Annotated in this window: 16 protein-coding genes; 9 read left to right on the top strand and 7 right to left on the bottom strand. The window is 64.1% G+C overall.

Annotation, left to right across the window (positions count from 1 at the left end; all coding sequences use genetic code 11):
* The first annotated feature begins 6 nt into the window (after positions 1-6).
* Positions 7-1509: an exopolyphosphatase gene (gene ppx / locus K675_RS0106105; protein ID WP_017902626.1), complete on the top strand. Its 1503-nt coding sequence runs from the start codon at positions 7-9 to the stop codon at positions 1507-1509.
* Here the strand turns inward: ppx and ppk1 are convergent.
* Positions 1496-3718, bottom strand: a complete 2223-nt coding sequence (ppk1, locus tag K675_RS0106100; RefSeq protein ID WP_017902625.1) for a polyphosphate kinase 1 — start codon at positions 3716-3718, stop codon at positions 1496-1498. The genes ppx and ppk1 overlap by 14 nt on opposite strands.
* Before the next feature lie 18 nt (positions 3719-3736).
* Positions 3737-4750: a porphobilinogen synthase gene (hemB, locus tag K675_RS0106095; RefSeq protein WP_017902624.1), complete on the bottom strand. Its 1014-nt coding sequence runs from the start codon at positions 4748-4750 to the stop codon at positions 3737-3739.
* 207 nt (positions 4751-4957) lie between these two features.
* Here hemB and K675_RS0106090 point away from each other — a divergent pair, with 207 nt between their 5' ends.
* Positions 4958-5569, top strand: a complete 612-nt coding sequence (locus K675_RS0106090) for a DedA family protein (protein WP_017902623.1) — start codon at positions 4958-4960, stop codon at positions 5567-5569.
* Here the strand turns inward: K675_RS0106090 and K675_RS0106085 are convergent.
* Positions 5547-6785 (bottom strand): sterol desaturase family protein, encoded by a 1239-nt coding sequence (locus K675_RS0106085; protein ID WP_017902622.1) that lies wholly within the window; start codon positions 6783-6785, stop codon positions 5547-5549. The two genes, K675_RS0106090 and K675_RS0106085, sit on opposite strands and share 23 nt — an antisense overlap.
* A gap of 113 nt (positions 6786-6898) precedes the next feature.
* Here K675_RS0106085 and elbB point away from each other — a divergent pair, with 113 nt between their 5' ends.
* Positions 6899-7570 (top strand): isoprenoid biosynthesis glyoxalase ElbB, encoded by a 672-nt coding sequence (gene elbB, locus K675_RS0106080; protein WP_017902621.1) that lies wholly within the window; start codon positions 6899-6901, stop codon positions 7568-7570.
* Here elbB and K675_RS0106075 read toward each other — a convergent pair.
* Positions 7567-8022, bottom strand: coding sequence for a YaiI/YqxD family protein (locus K675_RS0106075; protein WP_017902620.1), 456 nt, complete (start codon positions 8020-8022; stop codon positions 7567-7569). The genes elbB and K675_RS0106075 overlap by 4 nt on opposite strands.
* A 2-nt stretch (positions 8023-8024) precedes the next feature.
* The gene (locus K675_RS0106070; RefSeq protein WP_017902619.1) at positions 8025-9920 is read right to left on the bottom strand and encodes a cytochrome c/FTR1 family iron permease; all 1896 of its coding nucleotides are present in this window, start codon (positions 9918-9920) and stop codon (positions 8025-8027) included.
* Positions 9921-10047: 127 nt separating this feature from the next.
* Between K675_RS0106070 and K675_RS0106065 the strand changes: the two genes are divergently transcribed.
* The 5 genes from K675_RS0106065 (at position 10048) to K675_RS0106045 (ending at position 14949) form a co-directional block, all read left to right on the top strand.
* The gene (locus K675_RS0106065; protein ID WP_017902618.1) at positions 10048-11397 is read left to right on the top strand and encodes a COG3014 family protein; all 1350 of its coding nucleotides are present in this window, start codon (positions 10048-10050) and stop codon (positions 11395-11397) included.
* A 383-nt stretch (positions 11398-11780) separates the two neighbouring features.
* Entirely contained in the window at positions 11781-13178 is a 1398-nt protein-coding gene (locus K675_RS0106060; protein ID WP_017902617.1) for a COG3014 family protein, read from the top strand.
* 17 nt (positions 13179-13195) lie between these two features.
* Positions 13196-13570, top strand: a complete 375-nt coding sequence (locus tag K675_RS0106055; protein WP_017902616.1) for a YcfL family protein — start codon at positions 13196-13198, stop codon at positions 13568-13570.
* A gap of 41 nt (positions 13571-13611) precedes the next feature.
* Positions 13612-14199 carry a penicillin-binding protein activator LpoB gene (lpoB, locus tag K675_RS0106050; RefSeq protein ID WP_017902615.1) on the top strand — a complete coding sequence of 196 codons (588 nt, stop codon included), beginning with the start codon at positions 13612-13614 and terminating at the stop codon, positions 14197-14199.
* 3 nt (positions 14200-14202) lie between these two features.
* Positions 14203-14949, top strand: a complete 747-nt coding sequence (locus K675_RS0106045) for a hypothetical protein (protein WP_017902614.1) — start codon at positions 14203-14205, stop codon at positions 14947-14949.
* 59 nt (positions 14950-15008) lie between these two features.
* Here K675_RS0106045 and K675_RS0106040 read toward each other — a convergent pair whose 3' ends face one another.
* Both K675_RS0106040 and K675_RS0106035 read right to left on the bottom strand, forming a co-directional pair.
* Positions 15009-15641 carry a LysE family transporter gene (locus K675_RS0106040; RefSeq protein ID WP_017902613.1) on the bottom strand — a complete coding sequence of 211 codons (633 nt, stop codon included), beginning with the start codon at positions 15639-15641 and terminating at the stop codon, positions 15009-15011.
* 106 nt (positions 15642-15747) lie between these two features.
* Positions 15748-17658 carry an ATP-binding cassette domain-containing protein gene (locus tag K675_RS0106035; RefSeq protein WP_017902612.1) on the bottom strand — a complete coding sequence of 637 codons (1911 nt, stop codon included), beginning with the start codon at positions 17656-17658 and terminating at the stop codon, positions 15748-15750.
* 50 nt (positions 17659-17708) lie between these two features.
* Between K675_RS0106035 and K675_RS0106030 the strand changes: the two genes are divergently transcribed.
* Positions 17709-18173, top strand: a complete 465-nt coding sequence (locus K675_RS0106030; RefSeq protein WP_017902611.1) for a TIGR02444 family protein — start codon at positions 17709-17711, stop codon at positions 18171-18173.
* Positions 18174-18412: the final 239 nt, after the last annotated feature.

The raw sequence follows: 18412 nt of genomic DNA, 5'->3' as shown, positions 1-18412 counted from the left end.
TCAACCATGCCCCATTCCCAAGCCAAGAATCTTTCCCTGATCGCCGCTATCGACCTGGGCTCGAACAGCTTCCACATGGTCGTGGCCAAGGCCCAGAACGGTGAAATCCGGATCCTGGAGCGGCTCGGCGAAAAGGTTCAGCTGGCCGCCGGCATCGATGAGGAGCGCAAACTCAACGAAGAATCGATGCAGCGTGGGCTCGATTGCCTGAAGCGTTTCGCCCAACTGATCAACGGCATGCCATTGGGCGCCGTACGGATCGTCGGCACCAACGCCCTGCGCGAGGCACGCAACCGCGCCGAGTTCATCCATCGTGCGGAGGCGATTCTCGGCCACCCGGTGGAGGTCATCTCCGGCCGCGAGGAAGCCCGCCTGATCTACCTCGGCGTCTCCCACACCCTCGCCGATACCCCGGGCAAGCGCCTGGTCGCCGACATCGGCGGCGGCAGTACCGAGTTCATCATCGGCCAGCGCTTCGAGCCACTACTGCGCGAGAGCCTGCAGATGGGTTGCGTCAGCTACACCCAGCGCTACTTCCGCGACGGCAAGATCACCCCGGCCCGCTACGCCCAGGCCTACACTGCGGCGCGTCTGGAGATCATGAGCATCGAGAACGCCCTGCACCGCCTGAAATGGGACGAGGCGATCGGCTCGTCCGGAACCATCCGCGCCATCGGCCTGGCGCTCAAGGCTGGCGGCCAGGGCAACGGCGAGGTGAATGCCGAAGGCCTGGCCTGGCTCAAGCGCAAGCTGTTCAAGCTGGGCGAGATCGAGAAGATCGATTTCGAAGGGATCAAGCCGGACCGCCGCGCCATCTTCCCCGCCGGCCTGGCGATTCTCGAAGCGATTTTCGACTCCCTCGACCTGCAGCGCATGGACCACTGCGACGGCGCCCTGCGCGAAGGCGTGCTCTACGACCTGCTCGGCCGTCATCACCATGAGGACGTCCGCGAACGCACCCTCACCTCGCTGATGGAGCGCTACCACGTCGACCAGGAGCAAGTGGTGCGCGTCGAGCGCAAGGCACTGCATGCCTTCGACCAGGTGGCCAAGGACTGGGAACTGGAAGACGGGATCTGGCGCGAACTGCTCGGCTGGGCAGCCAAGGTCCACGAAGTCGGCCTGGACATCGCCCACTACCACTACCACAAGCACGGCGCCTACCTGATCGAACACTCCGACCTGGCCGGCTTCTCCCGGGAAGACCAGCAGATGCTCGCGCTCCTGGTTCGCGGGCACCGTCGCAACATTCCCAAGGACAAGTTCGCCGAGTTCGGTGACGACGGCATCAGGCTGATTCGCCTGTGCGTGCTGCTGCGCTTCGCGATCCTGTTCCACCACATCCGTGGCACCCAGGAAATGCCGCAGGTCGCCTTGCGCGCCGACGGCGATACCCTGGATGTGGCGTTCCCCAAGGGGTGGCTGGAGCAGAACCAGCTGACTCAGGCCGACTTCGCCCTGGAGGCGGAGTGGCTGACCCGAGTCGGCATCACCCTCAACGTACGCTGAGGACCGGGCTGCTCAGGCGATCCAGCAGGGTCGTCTGGGCGCTGCGCGGGTTCTGGTTGCCGGTCGGCGTATTGCGGATGTAGCGACCGTCCGACTGCAGGCTCCAGCTGTGGGTGTTGTCGGTGAGATAGCTTTCCAGCTCTTTCTTGACCCGCAGGATCAGCTTCTTGCCCTCGACCGGGAAGCAGGTCTCGACCCGTTTGTCGAGGTTGCGCTCCATCCAGTCGGCACTGGACAGGAACATCTGCTCCTCGCCACCGTTGAGGAAGTAGAACACCCGGGTGTGCTCCAGGAAGCGGCCGATGATCGAACGCACATGGATATTGTGCGAAACCCCGGCGATGCCCGGACGCAGGCAGCACATGCCACGCACCACCAGGTCGATACGCACGCCGCACTGGCTGGCCTTGTACAACGCGCGGATGATCTTCGGATCGGTCAGCGAGTTGAACTTGGCGATGATGTGCGCCGGTTTGCCATCGATGGCGAACTGGGTCTCCCGGGCAATCATGTCGAGCATGCCCTTCTTCAGGGTGAACGGCGCATGCAGCAGCTTTTTCATGCGCAGGGTCTTGCCCATGCCGATCAACTGGCTGAACAGCTTGCCGACGTCTTCGCACAGGGCGTCGTCGGAAGTCAGCAGGCTGTAGTCGGTATACAGGCGGGCGTTGCCGGCGTGGTAGTTACCGGTACCGAGGTGCGCGTAACGCACGATCTCGCCGGCCTCGCGACGCAGGATCAGCATCATCTTGGCATGGGTCTTGAAGCCGACCACACCGTAGATCACCACCGCACCGGCCGCCTGCAGGCGACTGGCCAACTGCAGGTTGGACTCTTCATCGAAGCGCGCCCGCAACTCGATCACCGCGGTGACCTCCTTGCCGTTGCGCGCCGCGTCCACCAGGGCGTCGACGATCTCCGAGTTGGCACCGCTGCGGTACAGGGTCTGGCGCACGGCCAGGACGTGCGGGTCCTTGGCGGCCTGGCGCAGCAGGTCGACCACCGGAGTGAAGGATTCGAACGGGTGCAGCAGCAGGATGTCCTGCTTGCTGATCACGCTGAAAATGTTCTCGCTGTTCTGCAGCAGTTTCGGGATCTGTGGGGTGAACGGCGTGTATTGCAGCTCCGGATGGCTGTCCAGGCCAGTGATGCTGAACAGGCGGGTCAGGTTCACCGGACCGTTGACCTGGTACAGCTCGGTCTCGGACAGGTTGAACTGCTTGAGCAGGTAGTCCGACAGGTGTTTCGGGCAGGTATCGGCCACTTCCAGGCGCACGGCATCACCGTAGCGACGGGAGAACAGTTCGCCACGCAGCGCGCGGGCCAGGTCCTCGACGTCCTCCGAGTCCAGTGCCAGGTCGGCGTTGCGGGTCAGGCGGAACTGGTAGCAGCCCTTGACCTTCATGCCCTGGAACAGGTCGTCGGCGTGCGCGTGGATCATCGACGACAGGAATACATAGTTGTCACCCGGGCCACCGACGTCTTCCGGTACCTTGATGATCCGCGGCAACAGACGCGGTGCCGGAATGATCGCCAGGCCCGAGTCGCGGCCGAAGGCATCGATACCCTCGAGCTCGACAATGAAGTTCAGGCTCTTGTTCACCAGCAACGGGAACGGATGCGTCGGATCGAGGCCGATCGGAGTGATGATCGGCGCGATCTCGTCGCGGAAATAGCGGCGGACCCAGGTCTTGAGCTTGGCGGTCCAGTAGCGGCGACGGATGAAGCGGACCTGGTGCTTCTCCAGCTCCGGCAACAGGATGTCGTTGAGGATCGCGTACTGACGGTCGACCTGGCCATGCACCAGCTCGCTGATGCGCGCCAGCGCCTGGTGCGGCTGCAGGCCGTCGGCGCCGGCCTGTTCACGGGCGAAGGTGATCTGCTTCTTCAGCCCGGCGACACGAATTTCGAAGAACTCATCGAGGTTGCTGGAAAAGATCAGCAGGAACTTGAGCCGCTCCAGCAACGGATAGGACTCGTCCAGCGCCTGCTCAAGCACGCGGATGTTGAACTGCAGCTGCGACAACTCGCGGTGGATGTAGAGACTGCTGTCATCCAGATTCGGAATCGCCACCGCCGCCGGCACCGCCACATGCGGCGCCTCGGCAACCACCGGCGCCGGCTCCAGCTCCGGCGGGGTTTCGACGATCTGCTCGACCACCGGTTGAGCTTCTTTTACTTCAACTTCGCTGAGTCCTTCGGTATTCATCGAGTGTTCCTGTGAGGGCTATTTTTGCTCTCGTAGCAATTGAGCGGCACGAACGGCAAAGTAAGTCAGGATGCCATCAGCTCCGGCACGTTTAAAAGCGGTCAGGGATTCAAGAATGACCCCTTCACTCAACCAACCATTCTGGATCGCCGCCATGTGCATGGCGTATTCACCGCTGACCTGATAGACAAAGGTCGGCACCTTGAATTCATTCTTGACCCGGTAAAGGATGTCCAGGTACGGCATGCCCGGCTTGACCATGACCATGTCGGCCCCTTCGGCCAGATCGGCGGCCACTTCATGCAGCGCTTCGTCGCCGTTGGCCGGGTCCATCTGGTACGAGGCCTTGTTCGCCTTGCCCAGGTTCGAGGCCGAACCGACCGCATCGCGGAACGGACCATAGTAGGCACTGGCGTATTTCGCCGAGTAGGCCATGATCCGTACGTTGACGTGACCGGCCAGCTCCAGCGCCTCGCGGATCGCCTGGACTCGACCGTCCATCATGTCGGACGGTGCCACCACCTGGGCACCGGCCTCGGCGTGGGACAGCGCCTGGCGGACCAGGGCATCGACGGTGATATCGTTCTGGACGTAGCCTTCCTCGTCGAGGATACCGTCCTGGCCATGGGTGGTGAACGGGTCCAGGGCCACATCGGTGATCACCCCCAGTTCCGGGAAGCGCTCACGCAGGGCGCGGGTGGCGCGCTGGGCAATGCCTTGCGGGTTCCAGGCCTCGCTGGCATCCAGCGACTTGAGTTCGGCCGGCGTGACCGGGAACAGCGCCAGTGCGGGAATTCCCAGTTCGACCCAGTTGGCCGCCTCTTCGAGCAGCAGGTCGATGGTCAGGCGCTCCACCCCCGGCATCGACGCCACCGCCTCGCGACGGTTCTCGCCATCGAGCACGAAGACCGGCAGGATCAGGTCATCGACGGTCAGAACATTCTCGCGCACCAGGCGTCGGGAAAAATCGTCGCGACGATTGCGGCGCAGGCGGGTGGCGGGGAACAAGCGATTGGCGGGGGTAAAGCTCACGGCAGACTCCTGAGCCCGCACGGGCGGGCGAGCATGGCAGTTATAAGCGGCCATTATGACGAAGGAATGACAGTTGTGCTTACTCCTGCGACGGGGCGCCGCAGCCGCTACTTTTGTAGGAAATGTTAACGTCGAGACACATTTGGACACTTTCCTCTCTGTCGTCGAAGGGGTAGGCTGCGCGTTCATTTCGCCAGCATCCAGACAATGCTCCAACAATTTCTGCAGGATTTCGGCTACTTCGCCCTGTTTCTCGGAACGTTCTTCGAAGGCGAGACCATTCTGGTCCTCGCAGGCTTCCTGGCGTTTCGCGGATACATGGACATCAACCTGGTGGTTATCGTGGCGTTCTTCGGCAGCTATGCCGGCGACCAGCTGTGGTACTTCCTGGGGCGCAAGCATGGCCGCAAGTTGCTGGCACGCAAGCCGCGCTGGCAGTCGATGGGTGACCGGGCGCTGGAACATATCCGGCGCCACCCGGACATCTGGGTGCTAAGCTTCCGCTTCGTCTATGGCCTGCGCACGGTGATGCCGGTGGCGATCGGCCTGTCGGGCTATCCGCCGGGACGCTATCTGCTGCTCAATGGTATCGGCGCGGCGATCTGGGCCGCGGCCCTGGCGGCGGCGGCCTATCACTTCGGGGCGATCCTCGAAGGCATGCTGGGCAGCGTGAAGAAGTATGAGCTGTGGGTGCTCGGCGGCCTGCTGCTGGTCGGCCTGATCCTCTGGAGCTGGCGGCGCTTCAAGAGTGCCCGCCTGGCGCGCAAGGTCGAAGCCGAGCAGTCCCTGGCCGGCCCTACGAACCCGCCAGGCGAATGACCCGGCTGCGGCAGCAGTAGAGTCCGATCACGCTCAGCAGGCTGTAGCTGAGCAGACCGATCCAGCCCAGCGGGCTGGCCGGCCACAGTCCGACCAGTGGAGCCAGCCAGACCAGCGGCACATTCAGCAGCAACCGCGTCACTTCCAGCTTCAATGCCCACGGCCGATTCTCCAGGCCCGCCCCGAGCACGAACAGGCCCAGAAGCATCGCGCCCCAGCCGAGCACCAGCGCCGCCTGGGGCAGTTTTTCGGCGAAATTCATCAGGTAGCTGCCCAACGCCACGTACACCGCGAACTGCAAGGCGATATAGACCTGCTGGCGCGGTTCCAGCGGCACCTCGAACTTGCGAAAGTGCGCCAGATCATGTTTCGCCAATGGATACTTCGCCGCGACGTCCGCCGGGCGCCAGCCGGTGGGCATGAACCAGATGCGCAGTTTGTCCCGGTAGCTTTCGGTACGCCGGGCGTCGCTGGCCAGTTGCGCATAAAACTGCAGGTTGGCCCACAGCGGGTTCCAGCTGGCCAATGGCGTGGTCACCCCGAACACCACCGGTTCGGCATCGTCTTCTTCCTGGAAGGTGCCGAACAGCCGATCCCAGAGAATGAACACACCGCCGTAATTGCGATCCATATAAAGAGGATTCTGCGCGTGATGCGCACGGTGGTTGGAGGGGGTGACGAAGAACCACTCGTACCAGCCGAGCTTGGGAATGTGCCGGGTATGCACCCAGAACTGATAGAGCAGGTTCAGCGCCGCGACAGTGATGAACACCGACAGGGGCACCCCGAGCACCGCCAACGGCAGGTAGAAGATCCAGCTCAGCAGGAAACCGCTGCTGGTCTGGCGCAGGGCCGTGGACAGGTTGTACTCCTCGCTCTGGTGATGCACCGAGTGCGCGGCCCAGAGGATATTGCGCTCATGCCCCATGCGGTGCAGCCAGTAGTAGCAGAAGTCGTAGACCACGAAGGCCATGACCCACACCCAGGGGCTGTCGGCCGGCAGGTCGAACAACGCCAGGTGGTCGAGGGCGACGGCGTAGGTCACCAGGCCCACGCCCTTGGTCAGAATGCCAGTGGTGGTCGACAACACACCGGTGCTGAGGCTGTTGATGGAGTCGGCCACCCGATAATGACGGGTGCCGCGCCGATAGTCGGTCAGCAGTTCGACAACGATCAGTACGACGAAAAACGGAATCGCATAGGGAATGAGGTCCATGGCGCTACCCAAGAGGAACGATTGGCCCAAGATTAGGTGTAGTCGCTGCAAATTCCGCTGACAATGACTGCCAGATTGGTAGACATTTAACGCCAGAAATCAGGAGATACAACATGACCAGGAAAATCGCGGTAATCCTGTCCGGCTGCGGCGTATACGACGGCGCCGAGATCCACGAAAGCGTGCTGACGCTCTTGCGCCTGGACCAGCGCGGCGCCCAAGTGCAGTGTTTCGCGCCGAACATCCCCCAATTGCAGGTGATCAACCACCTGACCGGCGAGGAAATGCCCGAGTCGCGCAATGTGCTGGTGGAGTCGGCACGCATCGCCCGCGGCCAGGTCCGCGACCTGCACGAGGCCGACGCGCGGGATTTCGACGGGCTGATCGTGCCCGGAGGTTTCGGCGCGGCGAAGAACCTCTCCAACTTTGCCATCGAAGGCGCCGGCTGCAGCGTGCAGGCCGAGGTCCTGGCCCTGGCCGAAGCCTTCGCCGAGGCCGGCAAGCCAGTGGGGCTGATCTGCATCACCCCGGCGCTGGCCGCGAAGATCTACGGCCCGGGCGTGACCTGTACCATCGGCAACGATGCCGACACGGCCGCGGCGCTGGGCAGGATGGGCGCCAACCACCAGGAATGCGCGGTGGACGAAATCGTCGAGGACAAGGCCCGCAAGCTGGTGACGACCCCCGCCTACATGCTTGCCCAATCGATTGGCGAAGCGGCGGCGGGGATCAACAAGTTGGTGGACCGGGTGCTGGAGCTGGCCCAGGAGGATCAGGAGGCCTAGGAAGCCCGGGCGAGCCGCGTCAGGATCCGATCCAGCGAATTGGCGAACGCCTGTTTCTCGCGCTCGCCATAGGGTGCCTGACCACCGCCGACCTGCCCCTGTTCGCGCAGGTCGGTGAACAGGTTGCGCACCGCCAGCCGCTCGCCCATGTTCTGCTCGTCGAACGGCTTGCCCCGTGGATCGAGGGCCGCCACGCCCTTTTTCACCAGACGGTCGGCCAGCGGCACGTCGCTGCAGATCACCAGTTCGCCCGGCACCGCATGCTCCACCAGATAGTCATCGGCGGCATCCGGCCCGCTGGGCACCACGATCAGCCTGACAATGGCAAACGGCGGGCGGGGCTGCGGCTGACCCGCCACCAGCACCACCTCGAACTGCCGCTTGAGGGCGAACTTGACCACCAGGTCGCGAGCGATCCGCGGGCAGGCGTCGGCATCGATCCACACGCGCATGCTCAGGACGCCTGCAACCGGCGCTTCTCCGCCAGCCGGCTACGGCCGTAGAGCACGATGATCGCCAGCAACGCGACGGCCTGGGCACCCAGCGAGTAGGCGTCGGCGTGAATGCCCAGCCAATCGAAGTCGAAGAACGCCACCGGCCGCGTGCCGAAAATCCCGGCTTCCTGCAACGCCTTGACGCCATGCCCGGCGAACACCACCGACAGGGCGCAGAGCAGCCCGGCATTGATGCCGAAGAACATCGCCAGCGGCAGTTTCGCCGAACCGCGCAGGATCACCCAGGCCAGGCCGATCAGCAGCACCAGCGCCGTCGCGCCACCCGCCAGCACCGCATTGTGCCCGGCAGGGCCGGCCTGCAGCCAGAGGGTTTCGTAGAACAGAATCACTTCGAACAATTCGCGATACACCGAGAAGAACGCCAGCACGGCAAAACCGAAACGGCCGCCGCCACTGACCAGGCTGCTCTTGATGTAGTCCTGCCATGCGGCGGCGTGCCGACGGTCATGCATCCACACGCCCAGCCACAGCACCATCACGCTGGCGAACAGCGCCGTGCAGCCTTCGAGCAGCTCACGCTGGGAACCGCTGACGTCGATCACGTAGGCCGCCAGCGCCCAGGTTCCAGCACCGGCCAGCAGGGCCAGGCCCCAGCCGATGTTGACGCTGCGCACCGCCGACTGCTGGCCGGTGTTGCGCAGGAACGCCAGGATCGCCGCCAGCACCAGGATCGCCTCCAGGCCTTCGCGCAGCAGGATCAGCAGGCCGGAGATGAAGCTCAGCGACTGGCTCAGGCCGTCGCTGCCCAGCAGGCCGGCGGACTCCTTGAGCTTGTCCTTGGCAACGCCCAGGCGTTGCTCCACCTGCTCTACCGGCAGGCCGTCCTGCAGGGATTGCCGGTAGGCCATCAGCGACTTCTCGGTGTCCTTGCGCACGTTGGCATCGACGTTGTCCAGAGAGCTTTCGACCAGTTCGAAACCTTCCAGGTAGGCCGCCACGGACAGGTCGTAGGCCTGCTCGCGATCGCCGGCGCGGTAGGCGGCCAGGCTCTTGTCCAGGGTGGTCGCGGTGTAGTCGAGCAACTGCGACGGCCCGCGCTTGACCTGCGGCGGCTGGGCGCGCTGGGCACGGAACAGCGCCGCGGCCTCGTCGCCTTCGGCGGCCTGGATTTCGCTGGGGGTCTGGCGGGCCAGGTCGGCGATGTTGTAGGCCTTGTCGGTCGGCGCCACGGGCGCGGCGCTGAAGCTGGCGATGTAGGTGGCCAGGTCCCAGCGCTGGCGCTCGTCGAGCTGATCGGCGAACGACGGCATGTCCGTCCCTTCGACCCCCAGGGTCAGGGTGTTGTAGATACCGTAGAGGCTCAGGCGATCCAGGCGCGAAGCGTCACGCAGGTTGGCCGGCGGCGGCGTCATGCCGCTGCCCGCCGGACCGTCGCCAGCCCCGCTCTCGCCGTGGCAGACCGAACACTGCTGGGCATAGAGCGGCGCGCCGCGGGCCGGGTCCGGGGTAATGGCCGGCGCCTGGCTGACCTCGTAGGCCACCGCCAGCCTGGCCCCCAGTTGCCGGGCCTGACGCGCCACGATCGCACCCTCCTGGCGGGCGTCGATGGACTTGCGCAGGTCGACCACGCCCTGCTCAAGTTCCGCCCGCTCGGCACGGGCCGGCAGCGCAACGATCAGCTTCTGCAGCGCGTTGAGGAATTCCAGTTGCTCGTGGTATTCGGTTTCGTCGATGACCTTGCCATCCGCCACCGTGGCCGGGTAGTCCGCGCCGATGTAATCGATCAGGTGCAAGGCCTGGGGGGCACCCTCCACCGTATTCGCCAGCAGGCTGGAGCTGCATAGGGCGAACATCGGCAGCATCAGCCAGGCCAGGAAACGCGTGGGAACAATCATTGAAACGACCTAAATGGAAATGCGAAGTAACATATTGTTCCCTCTCACCGCGTCTCACTCAAGGGTTGCGCGGTGCAAAGAGACAAATAGCCGCTTCGAACGCCCACAAGGAAGACAATAAAGAACCATGGTCCGGCGCCTGCTCACTCCCCTGCTGTTCTGCTGCCTGCTGGACAGTTGTGCCATCTACCGAGACTATGACGGCGAAATGCAGTTGACCAACGAGCAGTTGCGCGCCGGCAATGCCGAGCTGGCCCTGTACCTGCTCGAACGCCACAACCCCTGGGACGACAAGGACCTGCTGTACTACCTGGAAAAGGGCGAACTGCTGCGGGCCAAGGGCGACCTGGCCGCCAGCGAGGAAGCCTGGCGAGTGGCGGACCACGCGGTGCTGGTGCGCGAGGACTCGACGGACATCGACTACTTCAAGATCCTGGCCAGCCTCGGCACCCTGGCGATCAACGACAAGATCCGCCGCTACGACGGCTACGACTACGAAAAGGTCATGCTGACGACGCAGATGGCCCTCAACCGCCTGGCGCTGAATGACTTCGACGGGGCCCGCGTCGATATCAAAAAGACCCACGAACGCGAGACGCAGATCGCCGAGCGGCGCGACCAGGAGTACCTGCGCCTGGAGGCCGAGGCGCACGAGCAAGGTATCGACCTGCGCTACAAGAACCTGCAGGGCTACCCGGTGCAGATCCTCGACGCACCGCAGGTGCTGGCCCTGAAGAACGGCTACCAGAGCGCGTTCAGCCATTATCTGTCCGGCTTCGTCTACGAGGCCCTGGGCGAACGCGACCTGGCGGCCCCCGGTTATCGCCAGGCCATCGAGCTGCGGCCGAACACGCCATTTCTCGAACAGGCACTGTCGAACCTCGGCAAACCACCGCAAGCGGTGGACGGCAGCGATGTGCTGATCATCGTCCAGACCGGCCTGGCACCAGCCCGCAGCTCGATACGCCTGCCCTTTCCCGTGCAGATGCGGGACGGCCAGACCATCACCTCCGTGGTTTCTTTCCCCATCCTGGTACCGGATAACGCGACCGCCCGGCCGAGCTCGGTCGGCATCGATGGACGCAAGCAGCCACTGACCCTGCTCAACAGCATCACCGACATGTCCCTGCGTACCCTGCGGGATGATATGCCAGGCATCATTCAACGCACCCGGCTACGCGCCACCGCCATCGCGCAGGTGCAGGCCACGGATAACAGGAAACACCCGGAAAAAGCCAAGCAGATCGCCGACGCCCCCTTCGAACAGGCCGATACCCGGACCTGGCGTACCCTGCCGGACAACACCCTCGTCGCCCGCCTGCGGCTCAAGCCGGGGCTGCACCAGTTGCGCCTGTCCAAGACCGAGACGGTGGCCTTCAACATCGACCAACCGTTCCAGGTGATCGGGCTGCGGCTCATCGGCGAGCGGGTATTCGCCAGCGGCTACGCGATTCAATCATCCCAGGCAAAGCCCTGAAATTTCCTGCGCGAAGGCAGGACACCCAGACGCAGACCCTGGAAGTTGCAGAAACACCCGACAACTGCGGATCTGACCTGCACAGTCAGATGCGGACTCCTACGCGATCTTCGTCCCCCGACACGTCGACGTCGCCACTCGCCCCCTATTAACGTGATCAGGCACCACGCCCCCTCGACGCGCTAATGAGCCATCAGTTTGGGGCAAAAAAGCCATTACATAGCCATCATTCACTGCCTATAATGCCGCGCCGGTGTTATGGGCAAACGCAATAAAAGCTCCTCTTTTAATGAGGAATTGTCAGGACAATCTTCCCCTGCCAATGGGTTCATCCAGCCAGACCCGCGCTACGGCTGCTTTCATCATCAGGGAAGATGTCGCGCATGACACCCAGCACCCGCCTCCTTATCGCCCTTGGGGCCGTGACCCTGCTGTCCGGCTGCTCGGTGTTCCGCAACTACGACAGTGAACTGGCCCAGACCAACCAGCAGTTGGCTTCCGGTAATGTCGACGCCGCCTTGTCGATGCTGGAGAAGAACAATACCGGCGAAGACCGCGACCTGCTGTACTACTTCGAGAAAGGCGAACTGCTGCGGGCCAAGGGCGACATCCCCGGCAGCCAGCAGGCCTGGGGCAGCGCCGACCAGGTGGTTGGCCAATGGGAAGATGCGGTCAAGGTCGACTACGCCAGGTACGCCGCCCAGTTCGGCAGCTTCCTGGTCAACGACAAGGTCCGCCGCTACGAAGGCTACGACTACGAAAAGGTCATGCTGACCACCCAGATGGCCCTGAACTTCCTCGCCAGCAACGACTTCGAGAGCGCCCGCACCGCGATCAAGAAGACCCACGAACGCGAAGCGGTGATCGCCGAGCTGCGCGACAAGGAATACCTCAAGCGCGAAGAGGAAGCCGACAAGCAGGGCATCAAGACCCAGTACAAGGACCTCAAGGGCTACCCGGTGGCCAGCCTGGACGCGCCTGAAGTCGTCAGCCTGAAAAACAGCTACCAGAGCGCCTTCAGCCACTACCTTGCCGGCTACATCTATGAAGCGCTGGGCGAGAAGGACCTGGCCGCACCGGGCTATCGCCAGGCGGCCGAACTGCGTCCGAACACCCCGCTGCTCGAACAGGCCCTGGTCAATCTCGACAAGCCGGCCGGCAAGGACGCTGACAGCGACATCCTGATCGTCGTGCAGAGCGGCCTGGCGCCGGCCCGCGACTCGATCCGCATTCCGCTGCCGCTGCTGATCTCCGACAACGTGGTGATCACCCCGCTGTCCTTCCCGATCATCAAGGCCGACACCTCGACCCCGGGCTTCAGCCAGATCGGCGTCGACGGCCAGCAGGTCAACCTGACCGCCCTCAACAGCACCACCGCGATGTCCAGCCGCGCCCTGCGCGACGACATGCCGGGCATCATCCTGCGCACCAGCGTGCGGGCCATCAGCCGCGGCATCGCGCAGAAGAACCTGAACAAGGTCAATCCGATCGCGGGCCTGGCCGTGGGTATCACTTCCGCCGTGCTCGAAGGCGCCGATACCCGCACCTGGCGCACCCTGCCGGACACCACCCAGGTGGTCCGCCTGCGCCTGAAGAAGGGCGAGCACCAGGTGTCGCTGCCCAGCGCGGTCGGCGGCTCGCTGGTCAAGGTCACCATCGATCGGCCCTACCAGGTCATCAGCCTGCGGGCCATCGGCAACCAGGTGTTCACCAGCGGCCTGGCGGCCCAACGGGTGCCGAGCGCCAACCCGACCGCCGTCGCCAGCATCAAACAACCTTGAGAACGGAGTCCTTTTCCATGCGTTTCAAACTGACCGCTGTCGTTGCCCTGGCCCTGCTGGCCGGTTGCGCAACCCCTCCGCCGCCACCGGCGCCAGGCAGCGCCGCGAGCAAGATCGTCGCCATGGGCGAGATGGAAGACATCCAGGTCGGCGCCATCCGCGTGGCCCGGGAAAACGGCTTCCTGACCGTCAAGGTGCAACTGAGCAACACGCGCACCAAGAACAAGATGATGTACTACCGCTTTGCCTGGCTGGGCAACGACGGTTTCCCGGTCGCCGATGAAGAAACCTGGAAGACCCTGAGCCTGTATGGCGCCCAGAGCACCTTCCTGCCGGCCATCGCCCCGACGCCGAAGGCCGTCGACTTCCGCCTCGAAGTCAAGACTCCCTGAGACGACGCCACCCCTTGCGCCCCCTTGAAGAGAACCTCTCCATGTTTGCACGCTTTTCGCTCCTCGCCGTCGTCGCCCTGCTGGCCAGCGGTTGCGCCAACAATTCGCCGGTCCTCGGCGGCAAGAACATCAGCTACGGTGATACCAAGGCTGTCGAGCTGGTCACCAACGAGTTCGGTTCCACCGACCTGCAGATGATCGCCGAGTCCATGACCCGCTCCCTGGCCCAGTCCGGCGTGCTGCAGGGTCGTCCGGTGGTCCAGGTGTATGACGTGAAGAACAAGACCAGCGAATACATCGACACCCGCGAGATCACCACCTCGATCAAGACCCAACTGATGAAGTCCGGCACTGCCCGCTTCGCCAGCGACAACACCGAGATGCAGAGCCAGGTCGACCAGCTCAAGCTGCAGAACCAGAGCGGCCTGTACAAGAAGAGCACCATCAGCAAGACCGGCAACATGATCGCCGCCAAGTACCGCCTGGAAGGCTCGATCAGCTCGATCGTCAAGCGCAGCAGCGACTACAAGGACGTGTTCTACAAGTTCAGCCTGCAACTGATCGACGTCGAGAGCGGCCTGGCCGAATGGATGGACGAGAAAGAGATCCGCAAAACCACGGAGCGTTAAGCAATGCGAGCATGGATTGGCATCATCGGTCTGCTCTGCGCCTTTGGCGTGCAGGCCGCGCCGAAGGTCGCGGTCGCCGACCTGGCGTACCAGGCGCAGGTTGAACAGTACATCCGTAGCGTTTCGGCCCGCGCCAACTACCAGCAGAGCTACTACGGTGCCTCCGGCGCCGCGAGCTATGACGAGTACGAGAGCCGCAGCAGCTACATCGAGCAGGGCGAGCTGCGCAAGTTCACCGGCGACATCAAGGGCGAGATCCTGCGCAGCGGCATGTTCCAGCTGATCCAGAGCACGCCCTATACGTCCGACTCCAAGGGCGATGTCTACGACGTCATCCGACGGATCAAGGCCGGCAACTTCAAGGGCGCCGACTACGTGCTGTTCGGCACCGTGTCGGACATCGACTTCACCCAGGACATCAATGAACTGGCCAACACCAACAGCTACTCGGCGGTGCTGGGCCTGACCCTGGTGGGTGATTTCAGCCTGATCAACACCCGCACCTACCAGATCACCTCGGCGTTCACCGCCATGGGTGAAGGCCAGGACACCAAGCTGGTCAACAGCCGGGATATCCGCGTGTCACTGAACCGCCCGCGGGTGGTACGCGATGTGTCGAAGTCCCTGGGCGAGGATGTCGCGCGGCAACTGAGCCTGCAGTTGGGCGGCCCGAACCTGTACCCGGACTCGCGCCCACCGCTGCAACGCAACAACCTGCCACCGGACGAGCCGGCCAGGGTGCTGCAGTAATTCCCGGCGACACAAAAAAGGCGACCTCCAGGGTCGCCTTTTTCTTGCGCCATTGCGCCTCAGGTCGTGGCCTTGTGCAGAGTCGCCAGAAACCCCGCCGCGCCCACGAACAGCCCGGCAAAGGTACGGTTCATCCGGCGTTGCTGCCGCGGCGTGCGCAGCAGGCGCAGGACCTTGGCCGCCAGGCCCGTGTAGCCGGCCATGACGATCATGTCGACAGCGATCATGGTGACCCCGAGAATCAGGTACTGATGCACCAGCGGCGCATGCGGGTCGATGAACTGCGGCAGCACCGCCAACATGAACACCAGGGCCTTGGGGTTGCTGACGTTGACCAGGAAACCGCGGAACATCAGGGTCAGCGGCTTGCCGACCGAACGGATCGTCGCCTCTTCGGTCATGTCGCTGGGCAGCGCACGCCATTGCTTGACCGCGAGATAGACCAGGTAGACCACGCCGAACCACTTGATGGCGTAGAAGGCGGTGGAGGACGCCGCCAGGATCGCGCCAACACCGGCAGCGATCACTGCGATCTGCGCCGCCAGGCCCAGTTGCAGGCCGAGTGCGTTCCAGTAGCCGCGCAGGAAGCCGTATTGCAGGCCACTGGACATCGAGGCGATGGCGCCAGCCCCCGGAGACAGGCTGATCACCCAGCATGCAGCAAAAAAGGCCAGCCATGTCTCAAGCAGCATCACGCACCTCGGATAAGAGTTGTAACAAACCTCTAAGCTAATCCGAAGGCTTGAACTTGACCACCGTTTTCTTGGCCTGCGAAAAGCCGAGGCAGCGGCGTGCCCGTCAGGACAACGCCTCCAGTTCCGCCTGCATGCTTTCCAGCAGCTCCAGGGCCGCCATCCAGGCCTCTTCCAGCTCGGACTCACGGCCTTTGAGCTTGGCCTGCTCGGCCAGCAGATCACGCAGTTCATCCTTGCGGGCGGCTTCGTAGAGCGCGCTGTCGCCCAGGCTCGCCTCGACCGCCGCCAGGCGTTCGTGCAGCTTGCCCAGCTCGGCTTCGAGCTTGTCCGCTTCACGCTTGTGCGGTGCCAGTTGCTGACGCAGGGCAGCGGCAGCCTGGCGCTGGGCCTTCTTGTCGGTCTTGTCGGGATTGACCGGCGTGCTGCTGACCGGCGCATTGCGCTGGCGATACTCCACCAGCCAACGGGCGTAGTCATCCAGGTCGCCATCGAATTCCTCGACCTTGCCGTCAGCGACCAGGAAGAAGTTGTCGGTGGTGCTCTTGAGCAGATGACGGTCGTGGGAAACCACCAGCACCGCGCCACTGAACTCCTGCAGGGCCATGGTCAGCGCCAGGCGCATTTCCAGGTCCAGGTGGTTGGTCGGTTCGTCGAGCAGCAGCAGGTTCGGCCGCTCCCAGGCGATCAGCGCCAGGGCCAGCCGGGCCTTCTCGCCGCCGGAGAAATTCAGTACCGGCTCGTCGATGCGCGCCCCACGGAAATCGAAACCGCCAAGGAAGTCGCGCAGGGTCTGCTCGCGTTCGGTCGGTGCCAGGCGTTGCAGGTGCAACAACGGGCTGGCCTTGGAGTCCAGCGAGTCGAGCTGATGCTGGGCGAAGTAACCGACCACGGTGTTCTCGCCACGGGTCAGGCGACCCGACAGCGGCGACAGGTCACCGGCGAGGTTCTTGATCAGTGTCGACTTGCCCGCACCATTGGGGCCGAGCAGACCGATCCGGGCACCCGGGGTCAGTTGCAGCTTGACCTTCTCCAGGATGGTCTTGTCGCCATAGCCCAGGCGCGCGTCGGAGAGGTCCAGCAACGGGCTGGAGATCTTGTGCGACTCGCGGAAGGTGAAGTCGAACGGCGAATCGACATGGGCCGCCGACAGCTCCTCCATCCGCTCCAGGGCCTTGATCCGGCTCTGCGCCTGGCGGGCCTTGGTGGCCTGGGCCTTGAAGCGGGCGATGTAGCTTTCCATGTGCGCACGCTGCGCCTGCTGCTTCTCGTAAGCCTGTTGCTGCTGGGCCAGACGCTCGGCACGGGCTCGCTCGAACGCGGTGTAGCCGCCGCGGTAGAGCACCAGCTTGCGCTGGTCGACATGGGCCACGTGATCGACCACTTCATCGAGGAAGTCGCGGTCATGGGAAATCAGCAGCAGGGTGCCGGGGTAGCTCTTGAGCCAATCCTCCAGCCAGATGATCGCATCGAGATCGAGGTGGTTGGTCGGCTCGTCGAGCAGCAGCAGATCCGACGGGCACATCAGTGCCTGCGCCAGGTTCAGGCGCATCCGCCAGCCACCGGAGAAATCGCCGACCCGACGATCCATCTGTTCGTTGATGAACCCCAGGCCGGCCAGCAGCTTGCGGGCACGGGCATCGGCGGTATAGCCGTCGGCGCTGTCGAGTTCCGCGTGCAGACGGGCCAGGGCCGCGCCATCCTGAGCCGCTTCGGCGGCCGCCAGGTCGCGCTGCACCTGACGCAGGCGCACGTCGCCGTCGAGCACATAGTCGACCGCCAGGCGCTCGAGCGTATCGACCTCCTGGCGCATGTGGGCAATACGCCAGTCGGCCGGCAGAAAGCAGTCGCCCGAATCCGGGTGCAGCTCACCCCGCAGCAGGGCGAACAGGCTAGATTTGCCGGCGCCGTTGGCACCGATCAGGCCGGCTTTCTGGCCGGCGTGCAGGGTCAGCTCGGCGTCTTCTAGCAGACGCTGCGGGCCACGCTGTAAAGTCAGGTTCTGAAGTCGAATCATAATGGCGGCGGAGTCTACCAGCTTCCCTCGCAACTGGCGCGGATCTCACCATGCATGCTGACCTGTGGACGTTTTCCCTGGATATTTACGCCAAACCCGACGTGGAAAAGGCCTGCCTGGCGCTGCAAGAGCATGGCGCGGATGTCTGCCTGCTGCTTTGCGCGGCCTGGCTCGGGGCACGCGGCATCCGCTATGAGCCTGGGCGGCTGGCTAGTCTGCGAGAGATCGCACAACCCTGGCAGGAACAGGTGGTGCAGCCATTGCGGCAACTGCGCGGGCAATGGCGGGCCATGACCTTGCAGGACTGTGAGCTGAAGGGGTTGCGGGAACGGGTCAAGGCACTCGAACTGGAAGCCGAACGGCACCTGCTGTCGCGGCTGGAGGCATTGAGTCGGGACTGGCCACAGACGGCGGCCGGGGACCTGACCGCGTGGCTGGAGGCGGCGGCGGGCGTTGCGGCCCACCTGAGCCACGACGCGCTGCATCGGCTGCGCGTCGTGGTGAGCCAGGCTTAGGAAGCGCTGGTAGGCGTGCTGTTGGCGGCCGAGGTGGTCGCTGGAGCAACAGGAGCGGGCGCAGGCGTCGCGGCGGCAACTGGTGCCGGAGCCGAGGCTGCGGGTGCGGCCGCCGGAGTGGCAGGCTTGGCAGCGGCTGGTTTCGCGGCGGGCTTGGCGACGGCGGCTTTGGCTGCGGCCGGTTTCGCGGCGGGCTTGGCGGCGGCTTTGGCAGCGGCCGGTTTCGCGGCAGGCTTGAC

The organism is Pseudomonas fuscovaginae SE-1 (genome assembly GCF_000364705.1).
Taxonomy (GTDB): domain Bacteria; phylum Pseudomonadota; class Gammaproteobacteria; order Pseudomonadales; family Pseudomonadaceae; genus Aquipseudomonas; species Aquipseudomonas fuscovaginae_A.
Note: the sequence above shows the minus strand (reverse complement) of the source record. Positions and strands in the feature narration are given on the sequence as shown.